The sequence below is a fragment of the uncultured Megasphaera sp. genome (genome assembly GCF_958350005.1).
GTDB lineage: Bacteria > Bacillota > Negativicutes > Veillonellales > Megasphaeraceae > Megasphaera.
Genome location: NZ_CATWFF010000002.1, coordinates 13,623 through 38,601, shown reverse-complemented (window position 1 = coordinate 38,601; position 24,979 = coordinate 13,623). Strand labels below are relative to the sequence as shown.

The 24,979-nt window shown below is 54.9% G+C and carries 19 protein-coding genes, 1 tRNA gene and 1 CRISPR repeat array; of the genes, 17 read left to right on the top strand and 3 right to left on the bottom strand.

Annotation, left to right across the window (positions count from 1 at the left end):
• Window positions 1–23: 23 nt before the first annotated feature.
• A CRISPR array of direct repeats spans window positions 24–1,119; the repeat unit is 32 nt; unit sequence GTCGCACCCCGTGCGGGTGCGTGGATTGAAAT.
• A gap of 404 nt (window positions 1,120–1,523) precedes the next feature.
• A complete protein-coding gene (locus Q3886_RS00395; RefSeq protein WP_301859108.1) occupies window positions 1,524–2,426 on the bottom strand; it encodes a fumarylacetoacetate hydrolase family protein in 903 nt (300 codons plus the stop codon).
• Between the two features lie 213 nt (window positions 2,427–2,639).
• Here Q3886_RS00395 and Q3886_RS00390 point away from each other — a divergent pair, with 213 nt between their 5' ends.
• The 9 genes from Q3886_RS00390 (at window position 2,640) to Q3886_RS00350 (ending at window position 12,776) form a co-directional block, all read left to right on the top strand.
• A complete protein-coding gene (locus Q3886_RS00390; RefSeq protein WP_301859107.1) occupies window positions 2,640–3,641 on the top strand; it encodes an alpha/beta hydrolase in 1,002 nt (333 codons plus the stop codon).
• Window positions 3,642–3,731: 90 nt separating this feature from the next.
• Complete coding sequence (gene pgeF, locus Q3886_RS00385; RefSeq protein ID WP_301859106.1) at window positions 3,732–4,574, top strand: peptidoglycan editing factor PgeF; 843 nt, start codon at window positions 3,732–3,734, stop codon at window positions 4,572–4,574.
• Entirely contained in the window at window positions 4,567–6,699 is a 2,133-nt protein-coding gene (locus Q3886_RS00380; RefSeq protein WP_301859105.1) for an ASKHA domain-containing protein, read from the top strand. Before pgeF ends, Q3886_RS00380 begins: the two co-directional genes overlap by 8 nt.
• A 14-nt stretch (window positions 6,700–6,713) precedes the next feature.
• Window positions 6,714–9,182: a homocysteine S-methyltransferase family protein gene (locus tag Q3886_RS00375; protein ID WP_301859104.1), complete on the top strand. Its 2,469-nt coding sequence runs from the start codon at window positions 6,714–6,716 to the stop codon at window positions 9,180–9,182.
• A gap of 287 nt (window positions 9,183–9,469) precedes the next feature.
• Entirely contained in the window at window positions 9,470–10,009 is a 540-nt protein-coding gene (locus Q3886_RS00370; RefSeq protein WP_301859103.1) for an ECF transporter S component, read from the top strand.
• 25 nt (window positions 10,010–10,034) lie between these two features.
• Complete coding sequence (locus tag Q3886_RS00365) at window positions 10,035–10,862, top strand: pyridoxamine kinase (RefSeq protein WP_301859102.1); 828 nt, start codon at window positions 10,035–10,037, stop codon at window positions 10,860–10,862.
• 13 nt (window positions 10,863–10,875) lie between these two features.
• Window positions 10,876–11,538, top strand: coding sequence for a TatD family nuclease-associated radical SAM protein (locus Q3886_RS00360; RefSeq protein WP_301859101.1), 663 nt, complete (start codon window positions 10,876–10,878; stop codon window positions 11,536–11,538).
• A gap of 60 nt (window positions 11,539–11,598) precedes the next feature.
• A tRNA-Ser gene (locus tag Q3886_RS00355) sits at window positions 11,599–11,687 on the top strand.
• Between the two features lie 99 nt (window positions 11,688–11,786).
• Entirely contained in the window at window positions 11,787–12,776 is a 990-nt protein-coding gene (locus Q3886_RS00350; protein ID WP_301859100.1) for a site-specific integrase, read from the top strand.
• A 119-nt stretch (window positions 12,777–12,895) separates the two neighbouring features.
• On the opposite strand, the gene gltS is transcribed toward Q3886_RS00350, so the two are convergent.
• Together gltS and Q3886_RS00340 are read right to left on the bottom strand one after the other, a co-directional pair.
• Entirely contained in the window at window positions 12,896–14,155 is a 1,260-nt protein-coding gene (gene gltS / locus Q3886_RS00345) for a sodium/glutamate symporter (protein WP_301859099.1), read from the bottom strand.
• A gap of 139 nt (window positions 14,156–14,294) precedes the next feature.
• The gene (locus Q3886_RS00340) at window positions 14,295–15,512 is read right to left on the bottom strand and encodes a nucleotidyltransferase family protein (RefSeq protein WP_301859098.1); all 1,218 of its coding nucleotides are present in this window, start codon (window positions 15,510–15,512) and stop codon (window positions 14,295–14,297) included.
• A 133-nt stretch (window positions 15,513–15,645) separates the two neighbouring features.
• On the opposite strand from Q3886_RS00340, the gene Q3886_RS00335 reads away from it, so the two are divergent.
• From Q3886_RS00335 to Q3886_RS00300, 8 genes are all read left to right on the top strand, one after another.
• Window positions 15,646–16,182 carry a hypothetical protein gene (locus Q3886_RS00335; RefSeq protein WP_301859097.1) on the top strand — a complete coding sequence of 179 codons (537 nt, stop codon included), beginning with the start codon at window positions 15,646–15,648 and terminating at the stop codon, window positions 16,180–16,182.
• Between the two features lie 29 nt (window positions 16,183–16,211).
• The gene (locus tag Q3886_RS00330; RefSeq protein ID WP_301859096.1) at window positions 16,212–17,405 is read left to right on the top strand and encodes an acetate/propionate family kinase; all 1,194 of its coding nucleotides are present in this window, start codon (window positions 16,212–16,214) and stop codon (window positions 17,403–17,405) included.
• 138 nt (window positions 17,406–17,543) lie between these two features.
• Window positions 17,544–18,230 (top strand): HAD family hydrolase, encoded by a 687-nt coding sequence (locus tag Q3886_RS00325; protein WP_301859095.1) that lies wholly within the window; start codon window positions 17,544–17,546, stop codon window positions 18,228–18,230.
• A gap of 8 nt (window positions 18,231–18,238) precedes the next feature.
• Entirely contained in the window at window positions 18,239–19,621 is a 1,383-nt protein-coding gene (gene radA / locus Q3886_RS00320; RefSeq protein ID WP_301859094.1) for a DNA repair protein RadA, read from the top strand.
• Window positions 19,622–19,720: 99 nt separating this feature from the next.
• Window positions 19,721–20,923, top strand: a complete 1,203-nt coding sequence (locus tag Q3886_RS00315; RefSeq protein ID WP_301859093.1) for a PIN/TRAM domain-containing protein — start codon at window positions 19,721–19,723, stop codon at window positions 20,921–20,923.
• On the top strand, window positions 20,924–22,102 hold the full coding sequence (ispD, locus tag Q3886_RS00310; protein WP_301859092.1) for a 2-C-methyl-D-erythritol 4-phosphate cytidylyltransferase: 1,179 nt from the start codon (window positions 20,924–20,926) through the stop codon (window positions 22,100–22,102). It abuts the gene before it with no gap.
• 35 nt (window positions 22,103–22,137) lie between these two features.
• Window positions 22,138–23,601 carry a glutamate--tRNA ligase gene (gene gltX / locus Q3886_RS00305; protein WP_301859091.1) on the top strand — a complete coding sequence of 488 codons (1,464 nt, stop codon included), beginning with the start codon at window positions 22,138–22,140 and terminating at the stop codon, window positions 23,599–23,601.
• Window positions 23,602–23,943: 342 nt separating this feature from the next.
• Window positions 23,944–24,903, top strand: a complete 960-nt coding sequence (locus Q3886_RS00300; protein WP_301859090.1) for an Rpn family recombination-promoting nuclease/putative transposase — start codon at window positions 23,944–23,946, stop codon at window positions 24,901–24,903.
• Window positions 24,904–24,979: the final 76 nt, after the last annotated feature.

Sequence of the window (24,979 nt, the reverse complement as noted above, 5' to 3'; positions counted from 1 at the left end):
GAGATTCGCGGTGCTTTTTTGGGGTCGCACCCCGTGCGGGTGCGTGGATTGAAATGGGGATACGCCGTCAACGGGGTTGCCGATTTCAGCGTCGCACCCCGTGCGGGTGCGTGGATTGAAATATAAAGACAAGGGCAACGCCGACCCGCAGCAGCGAGTCGCACCCCGTGCGGGTGCGTGGATTGAAATAATTCTGGTGAATCTTTCGACTGCAGTGCCTTTTGTCGCACCCCGTGCGGGTGCGTGGATTGAAATGGGTAACTCTGGAGATTCGCGGTGCTTTTTTGGGGTCGCACCCCGTGCGGGTGCGTGGATTGAAATCCCAAATAACCGCCGATTTCGGCAGGTTCAGCAGTGTCGCACCCCGTGCGGGTGCGTGGATTGAAATATGTCATAGTACGTTTTGGCGGCGGCGGCGTCCTGGTCGCACCCCGTGCGGGTGCGTGGATTGAAATTGTGTATGATTGACAATGCTGTCCATCAATTCGTGTCGCACCCCGTGCGGGTGCGTGGATTGAAATTTGTTGATCGGTGTGCCAGGAATAACACAATCAACGTCGCACCCCGTGCGGGTGCGTGGATTGAAATGGATCCTGCATCTGTGCCTCCAGGTTGTCGCCTACGTCGCACCCCGTGCGGGTGCGTGGATTGAAATTGTGCCAACCCGCTCAATAGCCCATAGCCGGGAAAGTCGCACCCCGTGCGGGTGCGTGGATTGAAATTTTTAGATGTTGAACTGATTGACAATATAATGCTGTCGCACCCCGTGCGGGTACGTGGATTGAAATATGTGCAGGATTTCCTGCATGATATACTGCATTACGTCGCACCCCGTGCGGGTGCGTGGATTGAAATATATTGAACCATACTCAGGCGAACAAAGTTTCTAGTCGCACCCCGTGCGGGTGCGTGGATTGAAATAACGCTGGTAGCTGTAAAAGTAGGTGAAGATTAGTCGCACCCCGTGCGGGTGCGTGGATTGAAATGATTACGTCCGGGAAGCCCTGCTTGTCAATCCCTGTCGCCCCCCGTGCGGGTGCGAGGATTGAAATCCCAATGATTGGCGTTACCATTATATAGCCCATATGTTACACCCCGTGTGGGTGCATGACTTGAAATTATTGATGCGGTGTACCTTGGTGATACTTTTACTTTACTTTTGTGTGGAGGCGATTCAGGTATAGAAAAAGAACCTGCATCAGGCAGTAATCTCTCTGGAAATTCTTCTCGCAGGAAGGGTCTAACCAGCCATTACCTGATACAGATTCTTCTGCCATCAGTATATGGGAACATCTGCAGAACGTCAACATGATTAGGGAGTTTGGACAGTGTCAAGTTGTTGTGGAAATTTCAGTTGACTGGAACTCATTGGTAATGAAACCTACTTGTCTGTTATGATATATACTGGTAGTTACCGTTCTGAATAGCTTTCATCCATTACAAAGAAGGGCTGTAACAAAATGGGAGAAAAAACTCATTTTGTTACAGCACCTTTATTGCTTACAAGGTGCAGGTTCCCGTATCTATTTTACCGTATTGGTCAGGGTGCCGATGGAGGAGATGGAAATTTCTACAGTGTCTCCCTTGTGGATGTATTTCGGCGGGTTGAAGCCGACGCCGACGCCGGACGGCGTGCCTGTTGCGATGACGTCGCCAGGCAGGAGGGTCGTACCCTGGGAGATGGTCTGAATCAGCTGGGGAATGGTGAAGATAAATTCGTTTGTCGATGCGTCCTGCCGTACTTCGCCGTTTACTTTGGTGACGACGTCAAAGGTGTCGGGAGCGGCATCGCGGAGCAGCAGGAACGGCCCCATGGGGCAGAAGGTGTCCAGGCTTTTGCCGTGGAACCACTGGACGTGGTTGGCCTGCAGATCCCGGGCTGTAACGTCGTTGAGAATGGTAAAGCCGTATACGTGATCCATGGCCTCGCCAATGGGAATATCCGATCCTTCTTTGCCGATGATGACGGCCAGTTCCCCTTCGTAATCAATGGCACTGGTTACGCCTGGGTGCGAGTCGATTTTGTCTTCCGGGCCGATGACGGCTGTCGTGGCTTTCGTAAAAATCCAGGGGAATTTGGGGACGTTGGGAATGGCTGTCTTGTCGAATTCGGCAATGTGGTCGGCATAGTTTTTGCCGACGCAGAAGACGTTGCGTTCCAGGTGAGGAATAGGCGCCATAATGCGTATCGTGTCCAGGGGCTGTGCTTTGACGGCTCCTGTTTTTTCGTTTTGTTCCAGCGCATCTCCCAGGGCCAGGAGGCCTTCATTTCCCTGGCGGATGAATTCGAGCAGTGTTTCCGGCAGGGGCGTAAAGAAGGCTTCTTCCAGGGCAATGGCGCCGTATACGCCTGTTTCTTCTTCATTTAAGACGCCCCACTGGATGAGGCCCATATCTTCATAGGTCAGCAGCTTTTTGATGATCATTGGTATCACTCCTTTGGTTGATTACTTATCATTATAAGTAAGGATGCACAAAATGGCAACTGTACAGGGCGCCTTTTCGCCGCCCGCCTTTGCGGAAAAATGACGGTTCCCTGTGAATACTACTGTTTTTCTATGCCTCTCTCATGCTATAATACGTATAATTGGTGGTTATGTATTCCTGAGCAGGATAGCCTTTTCGATGACGGAGGACAGATGATGAAACGAAGGAGATGGCAGGCACTGGTGCAGTTTGGACTGGCTGTTGTGCTGAGTATCGCAGTTTATGCTGCAGCGTGGGCTGCGCCGCTGTCGGTCCCTGCGCCGGAACAGGCTGTGACTCTGAAGGGACAGGAAAAGCAGGCATATATGCAGCAGGAGCTGCAGCGCCTGTTTGATCCCCAGCGGAAACATCATTCTTTTATGGTTCCCGACGGATGGACCTGGACGAAAGGACAGGTCGGAACGGTTCCTGTGGAACAGATGACGGCCGAAGTGAAGCAGACCGACCGCGTGCTGCTGCAGCTCCATGGCGGCGGCTATGTACTGGGCCTGAGCAATATGAACCGCCTTCTGGGCCTGCGGCAAGGGGCGCTCATCCAGGCCGCTTCTGTGTATTATGCAGACTATCGCCTGGCGCCGCAGCATACGTATCCGGCAGCTCTGGAGGATGCGGTCCGGGTCTATCAGGGCCTGCTGGAGCAGGGCGTTGCGGCGGAGCATATTGTTGTAGCCGGTGATTCTGCTGGCGGCAATCTGGCCATTGCCCTGGCCGTATATGTGCGGGACCATCACCTGCCCCAGCCAGGGGCGCTGATTCTCCAGTCGCCGTGGGCTGATTTTGAATCGGCTTCGCCTTCAAGGACGGAAAACGCCGGGAAGGATCTCATTCTCGGAACTGGCAAGCCCCTGAGCGATGAAGTGGTGCATCCTGCCTATGCCGGGACGATGGATCTCCGGGACCCGCGCCTTTCTCTGGTCCATGCCGACCTGAGCGATCTGGCGCCCATGCTCATACAGGCCGGCGGGCATGAAGTGTTTTTGTCGGAATGCCAGGCCCTGGCGGCCAAAGCGGCAGCTGACGGCACCGAAGTGACGCTGACGGTGTATCCCCAGATGCCCCATGACTTTGTCCTGCTTCTGCCAGAGATGAAGGAGTCGGCGTACGCTCTTCTGGAAATCCGGGATTTTGTAAATCGATATGTACCAGGCAAATAGGTTCTCTCAGGGGAGACGTTGTTTGTTTCCTGAAGTTCCATTTCTGTCTGGCAGATACATTATGCAGTAAAAGAAAGGAAGATAGATGGCATGCTGAAAGAAACAGAAACTCTTTCTGTGGTAACATTTTCTATATTTGACGCTGTGCCGGCCGTTACGGCTGCCGTATCGACCCGCACAGGCGGCGTCAGTACAGGTGTGTTTTCGTCGCTGAACATGAGCTTTGCCAGCGGCGATGACCCGGCGGCAGTGCGGGAAAACAGGCGCCGCTTTTTATCGGCTCTCAAGATCGATCCAGCGCAGATTGTCTGCTGTAATCAGGTGCACGGCATCCATGTGGTCCGTGCCGGGCAGGCTGACCGGGGACGGGGTGCCCTGGTCCGGGATGGGGCTATTCCCGATTGTGACGGCCTTATGACCGATGAAGCCGGTGTGCCTTTGACCATGAATTTTGCTGACTGCACGCCCCTGCTGTTTTGTGATCCTGTCCATCATGCCGTAGCAGTGGCGCACGGCGGCTGGCGCGGCACAGCCGGCAATATTGGGGCTGTCGTGCTCCGGCAGATGAAGGATGCCTATGGGACCGATCCGGCTGATGTGCTGGCTGCGGTGGGGCCGGCTATTGGCAGTGCCGCTTTTGAAGTGGGACAGGATGTGATCGATGCCTTTTCGCCTCTCTTTTCCCCTGTGGAAATGGAGGAACTGGCCCGGCCGACGAAGGCCGGAAAGTATGTGTTTGACCTGCCCAAGGCCAATCGTTTCCTGCTGATGCAGGCCGGTATTCGCCGGGACCATGTGGAAGATGCATCGTTATGTACGTATACACGAGATGATCTGTTTTTCTCCTACCGCAAGGCAAGCCGGCAGGGACAGAAAACAGGCCGTCATATGGCGGTCATCGTATGGAATGAAGGGAGTGAGGTTCATGGCTGAGGATATTCGCATTTTACGGGGACAGCGCATTATGCCCGATCCGGCTCAGACCTTTGCCCTGGCCGGATATAAGGACGGAGATACGGCGCAGGGACAGAAACTGTTTCAGCAGCTTCTGCCGCAGGTCCGGCGCCTCATACAGCCCAAGGCCGCCCTGGCTTTTACAGATACGATGATCTGGACTGTCCTGACCCTGGGGCCTGCCGTGGATGGGCAGAAAGACCGGCTGTTCCAGGATGGAGCCTATACGGAAGGCCTCCTGTTCAACGCCATGGCTGACAGCTGCCTTCTGGCCTTTGAAGAGCAGGTCCTGTCTCAGCTGGAAGGGATTTGCCGGGAAAAGGGCATCGGCATTGCCGAACGGCTGGAAGCAGGCAGTCAGCTGCCGCTGTCGGCGGTGGCCGAAGCGGTGCAGGCCGTGGACGGCAGGCGGACCCTGCGCGTTTCCGTGACCGACGATATGGTGCTGAAGCCGGAAAAAACCATGGCAACAGCCTATAACATATCGGCTGACGCCAGTGTATTTCATATGCGCCATGACTGCAGCAGCTGCGCCGCTTCGGACTGCACGCTGCGCAAAGAAGCACCGGCTGAGGACCGGCGCGTGTCCTGCCCGGCAGGGGTGCAGATCAGTTCCTATTTGCAGCAGCAGGGGATAGCTGTCCCCCTGCTGTGCGGCGGCAAGGGCATGTGCGGCAAATGCCGTGTCCAGGTCGTAGAAGGAGAGCTGCCGGTTACGGCAGAAGATGCGCGCCTTCTGTCCAGGGCCGATCTGGCAGCTGGCTGGCGTCTGTCCTGCAAGGCTGTGGCAAAGCAGGCCGTAACCGTCCGCGTCCCTGCCGTCGAAACGGGCAGTTTTGCCGCTGTCGGGGCAGCACCGCAGGAACAGGAAGATACGGGGCTGCACGATGACGGCCAGCATGCCTATGGCATTGCTGTCGATGTGGGATCGACGACGCTGGCTGTGTCCCTTGTCGACCGGACGGCTGGAAAAACGGTTCATACGGTGACAGCCGTCAACAGTCAGCGCCAGTTCGGCGCCGATGTGGTCAGCCGCATTCAGGCCGCCAACAAGGGCAAGGGCCGGGCCATGCAGCAGGGCGTGCGCCGGGATATTGCCAACGCTGTCCGCCAGCTGCTGAAAGAGTATCCTCAGGCCAAAGGCCGGATTGACCGCGCCGCTGTAGCCGGCAATACGACGATGCTCCATCTCCTCATGGGCTGGGACTGCCGCGGACTGGGGGCCTGGCCTTTCCATCCCGTTTCTCTCGGCGGGGAAACCTACTCGTGGGCTGACGTATTTGGCCCCAAGCGGGCTATTCCCGGCTGTTCCGTTACGCTCCTTCCCGGCATCAGCACCTACGTAGGCGGCGATATTACGGCCGGCATCTGGCAGTGCGGCCTGACGAGCCATTCGTCTCTGCGCCTCCTCGTCGATTTGGGGACAAACGGCGAAATGGCCATCGGCAATGACAACCAGCTGTTTGTGGCCTCTACGTCTGCCGGTCCGGCTCTGGAAGGGGCCAGCCTTACGTGGGGGACAGGCAGTGTGTCCGGCGCTATCTGCGGCGTTACGATCGAACGGAGCCGGGCCAAAGTCCGCACTATTGACGGCGCCGTGCCCGTAGGCATCTGCGGTACCGGCGTCATTGAAGGCATGGCAGAGCTCGTGCGGAACGGCCTGGTCGATGAGACAGGGAAGCTGAAAGAGCCTTATTTCCATCAGGGCTTTACGCTGGCATCGACACTGGATTACCGGCGCATTACGCTGAATCAGAAAGATATTCGTGCTGTTCAGCTGGCAAAAAGCGCCGTCCGCGCCGGTATTGAAACGCTCCTGGCCAAAGCCGGCGCGTCGTACGAAGATATTGCGCACGTCTACCTGGCCGGCGGCTTCGGGTACTATCTGAATCCGGAAAAAGCGGCCGTCATCGGCTTACTGCCGGCAGCCCTGACGGACCGGACGACGGCTGTGGGCAATACGTCCCTGGCCGGAGCGGCGGCAGTGCTGACAAGCGACAGTGCCCTGACGGAGATGCAGGCGCTGGGGCACAGGGCCGAGGAAATTGTACTGGCTAACGAACCGTCTTTTCAGGACGAATACATACATTACATTAACTTTTAGGGGGAAACACAGGGATGACACGAGATGAATTTCGCCAGTTACTGGCAACAGGGATAGTCCTGCTGGACGGCGCAACAGGCACCAATCTGCAGCAGGCCGGCATGCCCATTGGCGTATGCCCGGAACAGTGGATTCTGGAACACCGTGATGTCATGATTGACCTGCAGAAGCAGTTTGTAGCGGCAGGGACGCAGATTCTGTATGCCCCGACGTTTACGGGAAACCGCATTAAACTGAGTGAATACGGCCTGGAAGACAAGCTGGAAGAGATGAACCGGGATCTGGTGGCTATTTCCCGGGAAGCTGCCGGAAATAAGGCCCTGGTAGCAGCCGATATGACCATGACCGGCCGCCAGCTCTCTCCTATGGGCGATATGGCCTTTGAAGAACTGGTGGACGTCTACAAAGAACAGGCCCGGGCCCTCGTCGCCGGCGGCGTCGATCTGTTCGTCGTCGAAACGATGATGAGCCTCCAGGAAACGCGGGCCTGCGTGCTGGCCATCCGGGAAACCTGCGACCTGCCCATTATGGCGACGCTGACCTTTGAAGCTGATGGCCGGACCTTGTACGGCACGCCGCCGGAAGCAGGCGTCGTCGTCCTCCAGAGCCTGGGCGTTGACGCTGTGGGCCTGAACTGCTCCACCGGGCCGGAAGACATGGTAGATACGGTAAAGACCATGTATGCCTATGCCGATATTCCCATTATTGCCAAGCCCAATGCCGGCCTGCCGGAGCTGGAAAAGGGCAGAACCGTGTACAAGACGTCGCCGGAAGAATTTGGCCGTGACGGCCGGCTGCTCATTGAAGCAGGTGCCCGTATTGTCGGCGGCTGCTGCGGCACGACGCCGGCACACATCAGGGCCCTCCATGACGCCGTAGCCGGCATGACGCCCAAGCCGGTCCAGGCGGCTCACCGCCGGGTCATTGCCTCGGAACGGAGCGTTACGGAAATCGATGTAGACGGGCCCTTTCTGGTTATTGGCGAACGGATTAACCCGACAGGCAAGAAGAAGCTTCAGGCCGAACTGCGGGAAGGGAAACTCGATATGGTCCGGGCCATGGCCAGAGAACAGGAAAAAAACGGCGCCCATATTCTGGATATCAACATGGGGACCAACGGCATTGACGAAAAGGACATGATGATCCGCGCTGTTGAAGAAGTAACAGGCGTGTCGGGACTGCCTCTGAGCATTGACTCCAGCTTCCCAGACGTCATCGAAGCAGCCCTGCGCATCTATCCGGGCCGGGCCCTGATTAACTCCATTTCCTTTGAATCGGAAAAACTGGCCAGACTGCTGCCGGTAGCCAAAAAGTACGGCGCCATGTTCATTGCCCTGCCTCTGTCTGATGAGGGCATTCCGGCGACGCTGGAAGAAAAACATGCCATTCTGGACAAGCTCCTGGCTGCTGCCTATGCGCAGGGATTTTCGGCAGACGATGTCGTCGTCGACGGCCTGGTTGCCACTGTCGGCGCATCGCCTACAGCAGCGCTGGACTGCATGGCTACTTTCAGGCGCTGCAAAGAAGAACTCCATATTCCTACGGTCTGCGGCCTGTCCAACATTTCCTTTGGCCTGCCCAACCGGGCCTACGTCAACATGACCTTCCTGGCCATGGCTATTGCCAGCGGCCTGACCATGGCCATTGCCAACCCGTCGCAGGATATGCTCATGAATGCCGCCGCTGCGGCCAATATGCTCATGAACAAAGAAGGCGGCGACATGGCCTATATCAAACGGATGCAGTACTTCGACAAGAAAGAAGAAGACCGGAAGCGCAAAGAACAGGCAGAACTGGCAGCTCAGTCCGGCCAGCAAACGGCTGCGGCCCCCGATTCTCCGGCACAGGACAATGGCCTCGATCAGAATCCCGTATACCAGGCTGTGCTGCAGGGGGAAAAAGACCGGGTCGTGTCGTGCGCTCAGGGGGAGCTCCAGCAGGGAATGGCCCCGGAAGCCGTCATTGACGGCCTGCTCATTCCTGCCATCAATCGTGTAGGCGAGCTCTATGACCAGCAGGTTTATTTCCTGCCCCAGCTCATTGCCAGCGCCAATACGATGGAACAGGCCATTGCCTATTTGGAACCGCTCATTCAGCGCAGCGGCGATGAAAAGGAAATGGCAACCATCGTCATTGCCACCGTCGAAGGGGACGTGCACGATATCGGCAAGAATCTCGTCGGCCTTATGCTGCGAAATTACGGCTATCGCGTCATCGATCTGGGCAAAGATGTGCCGGCAGGACAGATCATTGCCAAGGCTCTGGAAGCCCGGGCTTCTGTCGTCGGCCTGTCAGCTCTCATGACGACGACGATGATGCGTATGAAAGACGTCGTGGAAGAAGCGTCGAAGCACCAGTATGACGGCAAGATCATCATTGGCGGCGCCGCTGTAACGTCAAGCTTTGCCGATGAAATCGGCGCCGACGGCTACTCCAAAGACGCTGCAGACTGCGTCAAGCTCGTGGGCCGGCTGCTGTCGTAACAGCCCCTGGCCGGTGCGATTCACATATGACTGGACAGAATAGCAGAACCGGCAAGGCTCATGGAACGGCTGGAACATAAGATTTATGGTTCCTGCCGTTTTTTCTTAAGAAACGGAAACGCATCTTTCGTCAGGGACAGAAAAAATAAAAACTGTCCTATTTACTTACGGCACTTTTTATAATAGAATAGGGTACAGATTAATCAGAACACAGCGGCGGTCCTATTGCCGGCACATGCATTTCATGTATAGGCCGCCGCGATACTCTATGTTGGGGGGATTTTGTAATGACTACACATTCTGCATCGCAAGGAGAGCCTGCTGTTTCAGCCAAAACAATTTGTATCACAGCCGTGTTGGCGGCCTTTGTCTTTATTATGACCTATGTGCCTAAAATTCCGATTCCCTTGGGCTATGCTCATTTGGGGGATGCCGTTATTTATCTGCTGTTTTTATTCATTGGCCGCCGTCAGGCTGGCCTTGCCGCTTCTGTAGGCTCTGCCTTTGCCGATTTGATCGGCGGATTTCCTATCTGGATTATTCCGACCCTCATTATTAAATGGATCATGGTAGAAGCCGTGTTCTGGGTCATCCGTCCCGGTGCATCGAAGACCGTATTTTTCTCTGTCCGCACCGTAGCTGCCTTTGCTCTGTCCTCGATCTGGATGGTCATTGGCTATACTGCTTCCGGCGCCATCCTGTACGGCAGTCTGGCTGCGGGTCTTACGATGGTTCCCGGACTGATTGGCGAAGGCCTGGTCAATATGGCTGTAGCCCTGGCTGCCGGCGCTGCCCTGCGCAAAGTACCGGAAAGCCGGGCAGTCTGATACTGAGGAATAGGAGTGTAATGGCATGAAGTACCAGAAGAAAATGGCACTTGTTAACGATATTACCGGATATGGGCGCTGTTCCATTGCTGTAGAGCTGCCGATTATTTCGGCGTTAAAAGTGCAGGCCTGCGTATTGCCGACTGCTATATTATCGGTTCATACGGGATTTCCGACATACTATATTGATGATTATACAGACCGCATGAAGCCCTATATTCAGAGCTGGAAAGACAACAAGCTGGAATTTGACGGCATTATGACGGGCTTCCTGGGATCGGCCGGACAGATCGACATTGTCCTCGATTTTATCGGCGATTTCAAGACAGATCATACGAAAGTCATTGTCGATCCGGTCATGGGCGATAATGGCCGGCTCTATCCCTCGTATACGGAAGAGCTGTGCCGGGATATGCGGCGCCTTCTGGCCCGTGCCGATGTGCTTACGCCCAATCTGACCGAAGCCTGCCGTCTTCTCGATATACCGTACCCCGAAGGGGGAGTCGTCGATACATCGCAGCTGCAGGCCATGGCCGAAGCCCTGTCGGCCAAAGGGCCGTCGCAGATCGTCCTGACAGGGATTCATATTGGCAGCGATATTGGCAATTATATTTATGAACGAGGCGATGCTTCAGAGCTGCAGACCGCCCGGAAAGTCGGCTCTGACCGTTCCGGCACAGGCGATGTCTTTGCCGCTGTTGTAGGCGGACTGCTCGTGCAGGGACGGAGCCTTTCCTATGCCGTCCGCGAAGCGGCTGCCTTTATCAGCAAGGCCATGACGTATACAGAAGAGCTGCAGCTGCCGACGAACTGCGGCCTGGCTTTTGAAGAAGTTTTGACGGAATTATCGTGAGGAGGATGGATTCATGATCGTATATACCTGTGAAAAAGGCGGCGTCTATTTGCCTGTGGAAGAAAGCCTGCGCCGCAATCCCGAAGGAAAGCGCTCGGTCTATGTCAATGTGACGAACCGCTGTACCTGTGCCTGTACCTTCTGTCTGCGCAGTATGAAGCATATGGCTGAAGACTCGACGCTGTGGCTGAAACAGGAACCGTCTGTAGAAGAAATCAAACGGAACCTGGACGGACTTCCCTGGGACAAGGTAAAGGAAATCGTTTTCTGCGGCTTTGGGGAACCGACAGAACGGCTGGAAGACGTGACGGGACTGATGCGGTACGTCAAAGAAACCCATCCTGATGTGCTGACGCGCATCAATACCAACGGCCTGTCTGACCTGGCATATGGCCGCGATACGGCCCCTGAATTTGGCGGCGGCATTTTGGATACCATTTCCATCAGCATGAATGCATCCAATAAGGAACGGTATCTGGAACTGACACGCAGCCAGTTTGGCCTTCCTTCGTATGATGCCATGCTGAACTTTGCGCAGCACTGCAAGAAATATGTTCCCAATGTCGTCCTTACCGTCGTCGACCATGTAGAAGACAGCGAAGAAATTCGCAAGTGTCGGGCTATCTGTGAGGAAAAAGGACTGAACCTGCGCGTTCGGGTCTATGAAAATTCATAAAATGTTGTGAAAACAATTGACGAACCATAGAATGCATGATATTATAATAAAGCATTCTATGGAGCGGTATCGAAGTGGTCATAACGGGGCTGACTCGAAATCAGTTAGGCCGTAAGGTCTCGTGGGTTCGAATCCCACCCGCTCCGCCAGAGATAAAACCGTACTGTTGAACCAAGAAATTGGCTTGATAGTGCGGTTTTTTGTTATCCGTCCGGGGAGAAACCGGTTTCACAGGGAGGGAAGAAACGGTGAAAGAAGCACCTAATTTTTTCATTGGCCGTACGGAAATCGTAGCGGCTAACAGCAAACTGACCGATAAGGCCAGGGAAAGTCTGTACGTGTCCAAGGCAGACAATACGATTGATGCCTATCGGTCGGACTGGAATGATTTCTGTGCCTGGTGTGACTATCATAAGGTAGAATCCTTTCCGCCGCTGCCGGAGACGATTGTCAACTACATCAATGATCTGGCCGATAATGCCAGGGCCAACACGGTGGCCCGCCGCATCAGCGCCCTGACGGAAAACTTTGACGCCGCCGGCCTGACGGAAAATCCCTGTCGCTATCCGATTGTAAAAAATGCCCTCCGCGGCATTAAGCGCATGAAAGGGACCATGCAGCACGGCAAACTGCCGATTTTGTTTGACGATATCCGGGAAATGCTGACCTATCTGGAAGGAACGGAGCTGCAGCAGTATCGGGATAAGGCCATTCTGCTCCTGGGCTTTTACGGAGCCATGCGCCGCTCGGAAATTGCCAATCTGGACGTCGAAGATATTCAGTTTACCCGCCTGGGCATGCTGATTACGCTGCGCAAATCCAAAACGGACCAGTATGACCGCGGCCAGGTCATCGGCATTCCCGTCGTGAAGGAAAAAGAAGTCTGTGCCGTCCAGGCCGTGCAGAACTGGCTGAAAGCCAGCGGCATTGCGTCAGGGCCGCTGTTCCGCGGGTTTACCAGAAGCCATGGACTGCGGAAAAACAGGATTTCTGACAAAACCATTGCGGACATCGTCAAAAAATACGTCGCCCTTGTGGGCATGGACCCGGCCGATTACGGGGCCCACAGTCTGCGCCACGGCTTTGCCACGTCAGCGGCACAGCATCACGTGGAAGAACGGCAGATTATGAAGCAGACCCGCCATAAATCGCAGACCATTGTCCGCCGCTATATTGATGAAGCAGACCGGCTCATTGACAATCCGGTCTTCAAGATTACGGAGGAACTGACGAAATAGAGAAAGCGCCGGATTGCTGCGCAGAAACGACAAAAGGGGCTGTACGAAAGGAACCAGGAATGGAACCTTTCGTACAGCCCCTTTGTGCGTACTGCCAGGCAGAGAATATACAGGATAGGTTATTTCAGGAAATTCAGGAATATGGTTACAATCGACGCATTGACCGGGTCGATAATGAGGGAGCCAATGAGGGGAATGACGAAGAAGGCCGTCGGTGCAGGACCGAATAATTCGGTCATGGCCGTCATGTTGGCAATGGCATTGGGCGTAGCGCCAAGGCCGAAGCCGCAGCACCCTGACGTCATGACGGCAGCTTCGTAATTCCTGCCCATGACGCGGAAGACGACGAAGTAGGCGAAAAGGGCCATGAAGACGGCCTGCGAGAGGAGGAGCACGAGCATGGGAACGGCCAGGTCGCTGAGCTGCCAGAGCTTCAGGCTCATGAGGACGCAGGTCAGAAAGACGGTCAGGCCCAGGTTGCCCAGTACTTCGCTTTCACGCTGATAGACTTTGTAAATATGCGTAAAGTCGGCAATGTTGCGGATCAGGGCGGCGACGAGCATGGAGCCGATATAGGCCGGAAAGACCAGTCCTATGCTGACAAAGAAGGAACTGACCAGGGTGCCCAGGCCCATGGCCAGAAAGAGGTGGGCCATGCCGTTCATGAAGCGGTAGTTATTGATGGTCTGGCCAATACGCTGTTCTTCCTGAATGGCTTTGGCCTTGTTGGCAATGACGGCTTCAAATTTTTCAATTTCCGCCTGCGTCGCTTCCGGATCGAGCCGTTCTGCTTCGGCACTGCTGTGAAGGTTAAACTTCTGCACGAGCCGTTCCCCTACAGGGCCGCCAATGAGACCGCCGGCGACGAGGCCGAAGGTAGCGGCAGCGACGGCAATGGTCGTGCCGTTGGCCAGGCCCATTTCCGTTTCCAGCAGGGGACCGAAGGCCGCTGCCGTACCATGGCCGCCGACCATGGGAATGGAGCCTGTTGCCAGCCCCATGAGAGGATTGATATGGAAGAACTGGGTCAGGCTGATGCCGATAATGTCCTGACAGATAATGAGGATCGTCGTAACGATGGCCATTTTAAATACGAGGATGCCGCCCCGTTTGATGAGGCTCAGGCTGGCCGTGTAGCCGACGCTGGTGAAAAACAGCATCATGCAGATGTTCTGCATAATCGTGTCCTGTTCATACGTCCAGATGCCGTTGGTGAATAAGATGCAGTTCATGAGAGCGAATAAAATACCGCCGACAACGGGAGCAGGAATGCAGTATCTGCGCAGAAAGCCGATTTTCATGCGCAGAAATACGCCGATATAGTAGACGGCGATAGCTGCGGCCAGTGTCTGATAGATGTTTAACTGTACCAAAACCATAGAAACTCTCCTTTATAAAAGAATAATAGCTAATATATCATAGCAGACTTCGCAGCGAGATACAAGAATAAATATGCAGGAAAAAGCTGAGTCATATGCGAATATACCATAGAGTGATGCTGTTTTGGCCAGCAGGAGCTTACACCGGCGACGGGTCTTTCTGTATATAGGGCGTACGGTAATAATCCTGACGGCCCAGGCGGGCGCCGGCGTCATGAAAGCAGAGGTGCTGTATGTCCGTACTGCGCAGGTCGTAGGCAAGCAGGCACCGGCCCCAGTCGGTCAGAGTGCGGGCCTGGCTTATGCGGGAGATAATGGGCACGGTGCCGCGGCAGGCCCGGAGCTGCGCTGTTCCGCGGGGTGATGCGGCAAGGAGGCGGGCATAAGGGACGTCCTGGGTATAGGCCTGGTCCATATGCGCCTGGGAAACGGACAGGACCGTATAGGCGCCCATGCGGCACAGGCGGCTGTAAGAGTAGCGCCGTGTCTTGAGCTGGTGCAGCGCGTCCGGCCAGGACAGGGCTTCCGGCACGATGCGGTTCCAGCGGTGTTCCAGCCCTTCTGAAAAGGCCGCCGTCGCCTGCAGCGTTTCCAGTGTGTGCAGGCGGCCCTGACAGAGGACGAAATCGCCGTACCGGCTGTAATCGGTATACTGCCCCTGCTGCAGGCGCTGCCGGACCGCTTCTCGTACGGGCCCGGGCAGATAGGCTTCGACAGTATCTGCCTGTCCGGCGGCAATGGCCTGGCGAATAGCGGACGCGCTGGCAAAGGCGCCTGTCGTTCCCGGCGCATCGTGGCGGCCGTGACGGCGGATGGGGAGAAAGTCCATCTCCGGTGCCCGGCGCAGCATGGCCTTGGCGTATTCTACGGCCAGAAGCGTATTGGGTCGGCGCAGGAGGGCTGCCAGCTCCGGCGGCGCCATCTGACTGATGCGGTCGCTGAGGCAGTCGCCGTAAGACTGCCCGGACGCGGCTACGGGATGACTGCCTGCTTCCAGGGCCATCTGTGCCAGGAGGCGAATATCCCCGGCAGACCCTTCTTCGACACCGCACGAAAGGGCCGTGCAGCCCAGCTGGCTGGCCAGCGAGACGGCGCCATAGGCAAAACCTTCGGCACTGGACAGGGCATACAGGGACGGCAGTTCGACGACGCAGTCTGCGCCGCACTGTACGGCCCAGGCGGCACGGCTCCATTTGTTGAACAGCGCCGGCTCGCCGCGCTGGACAAAGGACCCGCTCATGATGATGGTCAGGACCGCATCGGCTCCGGCCTGGCGGCGCAGTTCCCGGAGCATCTGCAGATGACCTGTATGGAAGGGATTGTATTCCGCTGTAATGGCAATATGGTTCATGGACATTCCTCCGGCTAATGATATATACTATGTATTCTACACTATATTATTTGCGTTTATCCAGTGTTTTCCCTTTTGCTGAAAAGAGGAATATGCTATAATGGTCATAGTCTGTAGAAAGTATGATAGGTGAGCACATATGAAACGATGGAAATCCACAGCGGCAGCGGTTATGGCAGCCGGGACGGTATTGCTGGCCGGCTGCGGCAGTCTGACGATGATGGAAGAATACAGCTTCGGCTATGCCCAGCTGAAAGAAGGAGACTCAGAAATTTATCTGATGACGCCGTTTGACCTGGCTCATGTCAAGCGCCAGGGAAGCGATGCCATGATGTATGTCAACAACGACAAGCACCTGAATGTCATTGCCGTTTCGGAACCAGCCGGCGGGATGACGGCACAGCATGCGGCTGAGCAGAATGTGACCATGCTGGAACAGACACCGGATATTTCAGATCTGCAAACGAAGATTGCTCCGGCGACAGTCAGCGGCCGACAGGCCGTTATCGGCGAGTATACGTACAAAGAACCGCTGAATGGAGAAATTTCTGACCTCGTCGTGCGCAGCATCTTCTTTGAAGATAAAGGCCAGATCTGGCATGTCATGTATATGTACCGCCAGGGCGACGCCATGGGGCAAGAAGTGACAGACTATATCTTTGGCCAGATACAATAATTTTGAGAAAACGAAAGAGGGTAAATTGCATGATCGTATTGGTTGTAAACTGCGGAAGCTCGTCCTTGAAATACCAGCTGGTAAACATGGACAACGAAGAAGTCATGGCAAAGGGGTTAGTGGAAAAAATCGGTCTTCCCGATTCGCAGCTGACTCATAAATGGAATGGCCAGAAAAAAGAAATTCAGCAGTCTATTCCGGATCACCAAGTTGCTGTAAAACTCGTATTGGACATTTTGACCGACAAAGAATGCGGCGTCATCAAATCGATGGATGAAATCGACGCTGTAGGCCACCGCGTCGTTCACGGCGGCGAAGCCTTTGCCAGCTCCACGCTGATTACGGACGAAGTCATGAAAGCCCTGGAAAAATGCTCGGCTTACGCTCCGCTCCACAATCCGCCCAACATTATCGGCATCAATGCCTGCAAGGCTATTATGCCCAATGTTCCTCAGGTAGGCGTATTCGATACGGCATTCCATCAGACCATGCCGCCGAAAGCTTTCATGTATGGCCTTCCGTATGAACTGTACAAAGAAGACGGCATCCGCCGTTACGGCTTCCACGGCACAAGCCACCGCTATGTAGCCGGTCAGGTTGCCAAAGTCATGGGCGTTCCCGTTGAAAAACTGCGTATTATCAACTGCCATCTGGGCAACGGCTCTTCCCTGGCTGCCATTAAATACGGCAAATGCGTAGACACGACCATGGGCTTTACACCGCTGGCTGGCGTACTGATGGGCACGCGCTGCGGCGATATTGACCCGGCTATCGTCCTGAGCGTTATGGACAAACATAACCTTTCGACGAAAGAAATGGATACACTCATGAACAAGAAGTCCGGCGTTCTCGGCATTTCCGGCGTATCCAGCGACTTCCGCGACCTTGGCGACGCTGCTAAAAAAGGCAACGAACGGGCTCAGCTCGCTCTGGACATGTTCCATTATCAGGTCCGCAAGTTCATCGGCGCTCTGGCTGCTGCCATGGGCGGCGTAGACGTCATTACCTTTACGGCCGGCGTTGGTGAAAACGGTATTGATGACCGCGCAGCTATCTGCGAAGGCCTGGAATACCTGGGTGCCAAACTCGACGCAGAACGGAACAACGTCCGCGGCAAGGATACGCTCATCAGCACGGATGACTCGACAGTCAAGATGTATGTTATTCCGACAAATGAAGAAATCATGATTGCCCGCGATACGAAGGAAATCGTGTCCAAATAAGGCAATATCATACCGATACGGTACGCATAGTAGTTAGCCTGCCGGCTGCCAGTACGTTAGTAGTTAGAAAGCGTTTTTTCCAATTACTGGCGGCTGGCGGCCGGCGGCTGGCTACTTTTTTTAATGAGGTGAAACAGGATGAAACTATTATACTGGGATATAGACGGTACCTTGCTGAATACGGGCCGGGCCGGCCTGCATGCCATTGAAGAAGTTTTTCATACGCTGAAGGGTGCCGATGTGCCGGTCCCCAGAATTGCTGCCGGCGGCCGGACAGATAATTATATTTGTCAGCAGCTGCTGTACAAGGCAAACGGCGTCATGCCGACAGATGAAGAAGTCAATGCCTTTTGCCGGGGCTATGAAAAGGGGCTGCTGAAATGGCTGAAAATCAAGAAAGATGAAAGCGTCGTCTTTGCGCCGGTCCGGGATGTGCTGGAATTTTTTGATCATCAGCCGGAATATAAGCAGCTGCTGCTGACCGGGAACAGCGTGTATGGCGCCCGGATGAAACTGGATTTTTTCGGCTTGTCCCAGTATTTTGATTTCGAACACTCCGGATTTGCCTGTAATTTCTATTACCGCGACGACCTGGCCCGTCATGCCCGGGCTATTGCCGATAAGGCCTGGGGCGATGCAGTAGAAGAGGTCTACGTCATTGGCGATACGCCCTACGATATTCAGTGCGGCAAGGCCATTGGCGCCAAGACCGTATCGGTTGCAACCGGTCATTATTCGCAGGCACAGCTGGCCGACTGCAAACCCTGGCTGCTCCTGGCTGAACTGCCGAAGCCTGAAAAATTTCTGGCTCTGCTGAAAGGATAGGCGAGCGTATGGCAAAAGCAAAGACACGCTATGTGTGCCGCAGCTGCGGCAGTGTGTCCAGCCGCTGGCTGGGCCGGTGTCCCCAGTGCGGCGAATGGAATACGATGGAAGAAGAAACAGTGCAGCCGCCGGCAGCTAAGGCCGCCGGGTCCTTTCAGCGCAGCGGCGAAAGCACGAAGGCCGCCTCTCTTTCAGATATTGCCATGGAACAGATGGAGCGCATTGCCACGGGCATTGGCGAGCTGGACCGCGTTCTGGGCGGCGGCATTGTGCCGGGAGCGCTGATGCTGCTCAGCGGTGATCCCGGTATTGGCAAGTCGACCCTGGTCCTGCAGGTAGCGGCTGCGGTCTGCCGCCGTGCCGGATCGGTGCTGTACGGCTCCGGCGAAGAATCGGCAGGGCAGATCAAGATGCGGGCTCAGCGCCTGGGCATTGATGCAGCCAATCTCGTCGTTCAGGCCGATACGTCTCTCGATGCCATTCTGCAGGAAGGGCACCGCCGCCGTCCGTCCCTGGTCATTGTCGATTCCATTCAGACCATGTACAGCGGCGACACAGACGGCACGCCAGGCAGTGTGGCCCAGATACGGGAAGGGACGAGCCGCCTCATGACCTTTGCCAAGACCGAAGGCATCCCTGTATTTGTCATCGGTCACGTTACCAAAGAAGGGACCATTGCCGGGCCGCGCATGATGGAACATATGGTAGACGTAGTTCTGTATTTTGAAGGGGAGCGAAACTATCAGTTCCGCGTGCTGCGGAGCATTAAGAACCGCTTTGGCTCGACCAATGAAACGGGACTGTTTACCATGGATGAACAGGGACTGGCAGAACTGACCAATCCGTCCCAGCTCCTGCTGTCGGAACGGACGGCGGCCCAGGCCGGCTCGGTCGTAGCGGCAGTAATGGACGGCATGCGCCCCCTTCTGGGAGAAATTCAGGCTCTTACAGCCCATTCCGTCTTTGCCGTGCCCCGGCGGACAGCGTCGGGAATGGATTACAACCGCCTTTTGATTTTGCTGGCTGTCCTGGAAAAACGGGTCGGCCTGAACCTGGGGACTCAGGATGTGTATATCAACGTCGTCGGCGGCCTGAAGCTGACCGAAACGGCAGCCGATCTGCCTGTCGTGCTGGCCGTCATTTCCAGTTTCCGCGACATGGCCATGGACAGCACCACTGTCGTCATGGGCGAAGTGGGCCTTACAGGCGACATCCGCCGCGTGCCCCACGTGCGGCGCCGCATTAAGGAAGCGGCAAAAATGGGATTTAAAACCTTTATCTTTCCCAAGGGCAATCAGGATGACGTACCTGGCGACGACTTTCCCGGATGCCGGCTCATTCCGGTGGCTACCGTGCAGGAAGCGATTGCATCTGCCTTTCCGGCCTTGTAAAAATTGCATAAAACCGGTGCATTTTGGTGGTGTATTTCCGGAAAATGTGCTATAGTTATATAGTTATGATAGATACAATATCATAAAGGAGGTGTATGAATGATGGACACAATAGATGTGTCAGAAAAGGCGGGAAAGAACGGCGGCAAACGGCCTAAAAAGTTTAATGGCGGCACCGTAACGGACAACATTATGAAAGGCGTTATCATGCTGATTATGGCAGTCATTTTTGTTATGCTGGCAGACCAGCTTATTGCCACGCCGTACTTCAGTGCCCATATTGAAGGTGAAATTTTTCACGGCAGTTTCTTCGGCACGACCTTGCTGGCTGTCGTCGCCTATATTATCGGCGTCGTCGTAGGCGTGCTCATTGGCTACCTTATTTCGCCGTTTATTCTGCATTTAATATGGAAGGCGATTGACCGTATTGAATCGGGACTGAGTGATTTTGAAAGCCAGGACCTAATCGTTGGGACGCTAGGATTGCTTTTTGGACTTATTATTGCTAATTTAATTGGATTAGCGTTTGCCCGACTGCCTATTATTGGCGCCTATGGTCCGATTGTGTTCAGCATCGTCTTCGGCTATGCCGGCATGAGCATTGCCATTCGCAAGCGCAATGATATTCTCGGTTTCGTCGGGGCCTTTCGCCTGGGAAAGCAAAATAAGGACCTGCCGGCTGTTTCCAGGCGGCAGGACGGCGCTTTTTCCGGCAAGCTCCTCGATACGAGTGCCATCATTGACGGGCGCATTGCCGAAATCTGCAGCACCGGGTTCCTGGAAGGCCCTCTGCTGGTGCCTGTCTTCGTCCTGGAAGAACTGCAGCTCATTGCCGATTCGTCCGATTTGCTGAAGCGGAATAAAGGCCGGCGGGGCCTGGATATTCTGAAACAGATGCAGGAAGATAACTACGTCGAAGTCCGCATTATTAATGACGATTTTGATGACGTCCAGGGCGTCGATTCCAAGCTCGTCCGGCTGGGACGCCAGATTCGGGCCAAAGTCGTCACGAATGACTATAATCTCAACAAAGTGGCGGCCCTGCAGGGCGTGGTCGTACTGAATATTAACGACCTGGCCAATGCGCTGAAGCCGGCCCGCATTCCCGGTGAACAGATGGAAGTTCTCATCGTCAAGGCCGGGAAAGAAGAAAATCAGGGCGTTGCCTACCTGGACGACGGCACGATGATCGTCGTCGAAAACGGCCACAAGTATATTGGCAAGACCATGCCCGTAACGGTCACGTCTGTTCTGCAGACGTCAGCAGGGCGCATGATTTTTGTAAAAATTGCAGAGGAGTAGGTGAATGGGTTGGTAGTATCGGTCATCGTAGTAGCCGCAGGTTCAGGGCAGCGATTTGGATATGAACGAAATAAGCTGTTTTATCCTCTCTGCGGCGAGCCTGTGCTGGCGCATACGCTGCGCCATGTCCTGGCGGCGCCGTCGGTGCAGGAACTCATTGTCGTCCATTCCCGGCAGGACCGGCACGACGTGGAAAAGCTGACAGCTTCCCTGGGCGGGGACATACCGGTGAAATTCGTCCTGGGCGGCGCCACGCGCACCGATTCGGTCTATGCAGGACTGCAGGCCCTGCGGGACGATGCCGATATCGTCATCGTTCAGGACGGAGCCCGTCCCTATGCCGGGCCGGAATGGTATGAACAGGGCATTGCCGCCATGAAGACGGCCGATGCTGCCATCTACGCCGTGCCGCTGAAAGACACGGTGAAAATCCGGGAGGATGAAGCAGCTGCCGGCACCGTGCTGCATACGTTGGACCGAAGCCGTCTCGTCGCCGTCCAGACGCCGCAGCTCTTCCGGCGGAGTCTTCTCGTAACGGCTCACGAACGGGCCAGAGACTGCGGAATAAACGGCACAGATGACGCGTCCCTGGTGGAAGCCCTGGGAACGCCGGTGGTCCTGCTGGAAGGCAGCGAACGGAACCGTAAAGTTACGACAAGGGAGGATATACCCATATTGGAACTGTATATGAGCAGCCCCTCCGTCCAGCGGGCCGGCATGGGCTATGACGTCCACCGCTTGGTGACGGGAAGGCCCCTGATTCTGGGCGGCGTTACCATTCCCTTTGACCGGGGACTGGACGGCCATTCTGATGCAGACGTCCTCGTCCATGCCGTCATGGATGCCCTTCTCGGCGCAGCCGGACTCCATGATATTGGCACCTACTTTCCAGATACCGATCCGGCCTATGAAGGAGCGTCCAGCATCGACCTTCTCCGCAAGGTAGGCACTCTGCTGACTGAGCACGGCTGGACTCCGGTAAACATCGATGTTACGCTGCTGGCACAGCGGCCCAAAATAAAGCCCTATGTGCCGCAAATGACAGAACATATTGCCCAGGCCCTGCAGATTCCTGCAGAGGCTGTGGCCGTCAAAGCGACGACGACAGAAGGCCTCGGATTTGTGGGCCGCGAAGAGGGCATGGCTGCCCAGGCAGTCGCTATGGTTCGTACCTGTTAACGTTTACATTACTATCGTTGGGGAGGAAATTTTTTATGTCACAAGAAGTTCGCGTTCGTTTTGCACCCAGTCCTACGGGCCCCTTTCACATTGGCGGCGCCCGCTCGGCACTGTTCAATTACCTGGAAGCCAAACACACAGGCGGCAAATTTATCGTCCGCATTGAAGATACAGACCGCAAACGGTCGACAGCCGAATCGGAAGAAAACATCAAGGAAGCCCTGAAGTGGCTGGGCATTACGTGGGATGAAGGCATCGATGTCGGCGGCAATGATGGCCCGTACCGCCAGACGGAACGCCTGGAAATTTACCGGAAATATACGGAAAAACTGCTGGCCGAAGGCAAAGCGTACTACTGCTTCTGTACACCGGAAGAACTGGAAGCAGAAAAAGAAGCGCAGATGCAGAAAGGCGAAACACCCGTATACAGCGGCAAGTGCCGGAACCTTCCCAAGGAAACGGTGGAACAGTATCTCAAAGAAGGACGGCCTTACGTCATCCGCATTGCGACGCCGAAAGACGAAACCATTGAAATCGACGATCTCGTCCGCGGCCACGTCACCTTTGATTCCAATAAAGTCGGCGATTTTGTCATCGTCAAATCCGACGGCATTCCCGTATATAACTACTGCGTCGTCATCGACGATGCGCTCATGCATATTACCCATGTCATCCGGGCTGAAGAACACCTGTCCAACACGCCGCGGCAGATCGTCCTGTACCATGCCCTGGGCTTTGACGTGCCGAAATTTGCCCACGTATCGCTGATTCTGGGGGCCGACAAGAAAAAGATGAGCAAACGCCACGGTGCCACGTCGGTACAGCAGTACCGCGATCTGGGCTACCTGCCTGATGCGCTGGTCAACTTCCTGGCCCTCCTGGGCTGGACTCCCGAAGGGGATCAGGAAATTTTCACGCGGGACGAACTGATTCAGCAGTTCTCCCTCGACCGGGTTGCCAAGAATCCCGCTGTTTTCGACATTGAAAAGCTGAACTGGATCAACTTCCACTATATGAAGCAGCTCGATGCCGATCAGCTCTTTGCTCTCTGCCTGCCGCACCTGCAGAAAGCCGGCTATGCGCCGGAAGAGCTGGACGAAACGAAGAAGCAGTGGCTCAAAGACATGGTTTGGGCCATGCGGGAACATGTACAGTACGGCGCCCAGATTACGGATGCAGTCAAGCTGTTCTTTACTGACGACTATGCACCGGAAAATGAAGAAACGGCAGCCGTCCTGAAAGAAGAAACGGCACCGGCTGTACTGACCATGTTCTGTCAGGAACTGCAGGCTCTCGACGACGTAACAGCCGATACGGTACAGCCCCTGTTCAAGAAAATCCAGAAAGGCCTGAAAGTAAAAGGTAAATTCGTTTACATGCCGATCCGCGTTGCCCTGACCGGCGTCATGCACGGCCCGGACCTGAACGTCATCGTCGCCCTCATGGGCCGGGACAAAGTCGTATCCCGCCTGCAGGCCAGCGGTCTGCTGCAGGCATAACAGACCTGTCAGGCCTTTAGGAATATATCTCGAAAAAACTGAAATGCACTAAGCCCCGTTACAAGCGGGGCTTGGTGCATTTTTGCGACGCATAGGCGATGACAGGCCTCTAAATTTAACTGGAGATCGGCAGAATCTATCTTAAAGTAAAAGAAAGAGCCTTTCGTGATACAATGCAGATAGGCCTGGAAACCGTTCTATCATGTATTGATTATCTCATCTGTGCAAGGTTCTTTCCTACGGCTCAAGCGCCATGGTATAATATAAGCAGAGAACCATGTTTGAAGGAGCTGTAAAGCGACGCGCAAACATGTGTGAATCGCTTACACCGAGCATAGCTCGGTGCTGGATAGTGTTCGCCTGGACATATATGTCCAGGATGACACTGGCCGTGTCTTCAATATTGAAATGCAGGTGGCTGTTATCAAGAGAAGAGGTGACCTGGTGGTACGATATAAAGAGTGGGAAGAACTGACGCTGCAGGATAATTTCCTGTTTCAGAAGGTCATGCAGAATCCGCGGATCTGCAAGCATTTAATCGAGAAGATACTGAACATTACCATTGAAAAGATTACCTATCCGGAGTCAGAAAAGACGATAGATATTCGTCTGGACAGCAAGAGCGTGCGCCTGGACGTGTATGTACAGGACGATACGGGACGCGTCTTTGACATTGAAATGCAGGTCAGTGCCGGAAAGGACGGCGAACTGGCCAAGCGGAGCCGGTACTATCAGGGCATGATTGACATGGAAGTACTGGAAAAAGGCGGCTTGTACGAAGACCTGAATCCGACGTATATTATCTTTATCTGTACCTTTGATCTCTTTGGCAAGGGGTTGCCGAAGTACACATTCTGCAATCAGTGTGAAGAAGACGGGACTATCGCTCTGGGAGATGAGACGACGAAGGTCTTTCTGAACAGCAAGGGCCGGACAGAAGGCATTGATCCGGATATAGCCGCATTTTTACAGTATATTGACGGGAAAGCCGCCGAAGGGGCATTCATGCAGAGCGTTGATGCAGAAGTCCAGCGCGTAAAGCGGCACGACGAAACGAGGCGAGAATATATGACACTAAAACAGGAATTTGAACGAATTGCCCGGGTGAATCGAGCAGAAGGATGGGAAGCGGGAAAGGCAGAAGGAAAGGCAGAAGGAAAAGCAGAGGGAAGGGCTGAAGAAAAGAGTGCAAACGCATTGGAAATGCTGCGTCATGGACTGCCAGTGAGCCTGATTGCAGCCTGCACGAAGTTGACAGAGCAGGATATCATTACCTTAGGGAAAAAACATCAATTAGTATAGTTGTCACGTTTTTTGTAATAGGAACGAAGTCCAGCGCGTAAAGCGTCACGACGAAACGGAGCGGAATATATGCCGT

What these genes read in the sequence shown, in the direction of transcription:
- Q3886_RS00395 (WP_301859108.1), bottom strand. Translation starts at nt 2,426, where the DNA reads ATGATCATCAAAAAGCTGCTGACCTATGAAGATATGGGCCTCATCCAG.
- Q3886_RS00390 (WP_301859107.1), top strand. Translation starts at nt 2,640, where the DNA reads ATGATGAAACGAAGGAGATGGCAGGCACTGGTGCAGTTTGGACTGGCT.
- pgeF (WP_301859106.1), top strand. Translation starts at nt 3,732, where the DNA reads ATGCTGAAAGAAACAGAAACTCTTTCTGTGGTAACATTTTCTATATTT.
- Q3886_RS00380 (WP_301859105.1), top strand. Translation starts at nt 4,567, where the DNA reads ATGGCTGAGGATATTCGCATTTTACGGGGACAGCGCATTATGCCCGAT.
- Q3886_RS00375 (WP_301859104.1), top strand. Translation starts at nt 6,714, where the DNA reads ATGACACGAGATGAATTTCGCCAGTTACTGGCAACAGGGATAGTCCTG.
- Q3886_RS00370 (WP_301859103.1), top strand. Translation starts at nt 9,470, where the DNA reads ATGACTACACATTCTGCATCGCAAGGAGAGCCTGCTGTTTCAGCCAAA.
- Q3886_RS00365 (WP_301859102.1), top strand. Translation starts at nt 10,035, where the DNA reads ATGAAGTACCAGAAGAAAATGGCACTTGTTAACGATATTACCGGATAT.
- Q3886_RS00360 (WP_301859101.1), top strand. Translation starts at nt 10,876, where the DNA reads ATGATCGTATATACCTGTGAAAAAGGCGGCGTCTATTTGCCTGTGGAA.
- gltS (WP_301859099.1), bottom strand. Translation starts at nt 14,155, where the DNA reads ATGGTTTTGGTACAGTTAAACATCTATCAGACACTGGCCGCAGCTATC.
- Q3886_RS00340 (WP_301859098.1), bottom strand. Translation starts at nt 15,512, where the DNA reads ATGTCCATGAACCATATTGCCATTACAGCGGAATACAATCCCTTCCAT.
- Q3886_RS00335 (WP_301859097.1), top strand. Translation starts at nt 15,646, where the DNA reads ATGAAACGATGGAAATCCACAGCGGCAGCGGTTATGGCAGCCGGGACG.
- Q3886_RS00330 (WP_301859096.1), top strand. Translation starts at nt 16,212, where the DNA reads ATGATCGTATTGGTTGTAAACTGCGGAAGCTCGTCCTTGAAATACCAG.
- Q3886_RS00325 (WP_301859095.1), top strand. Translation starts at nt 17,544, where the DNA reads ATGAAACTATTATACTGGGATATAGACGGTACCTTGCTGAATACGGGC.
- radA (WP_301859094.1), top strand. Translation starts at nt 18,239, where the DNA reads ATGGCAAAAGCAAAGACACGCTATGTGTGCCGCAGCTGCGGCAGTGTG.
- Q3886_RS00315 (WP_301859093.1), top strand. Translation starts at nt 19,721, where the DNA reads ATGATGGACACAATAGATGTGTCAGAAAAGGCGGGAAAGAACGGCGGC.
- gltX (WP_301859091.1), top strand. Translation starts at nt 22,138, where the DNA reads ATGTCACAAGAAGTTCGCGTTCGTTTTGCACCCAGTCCTACGGGCCCC.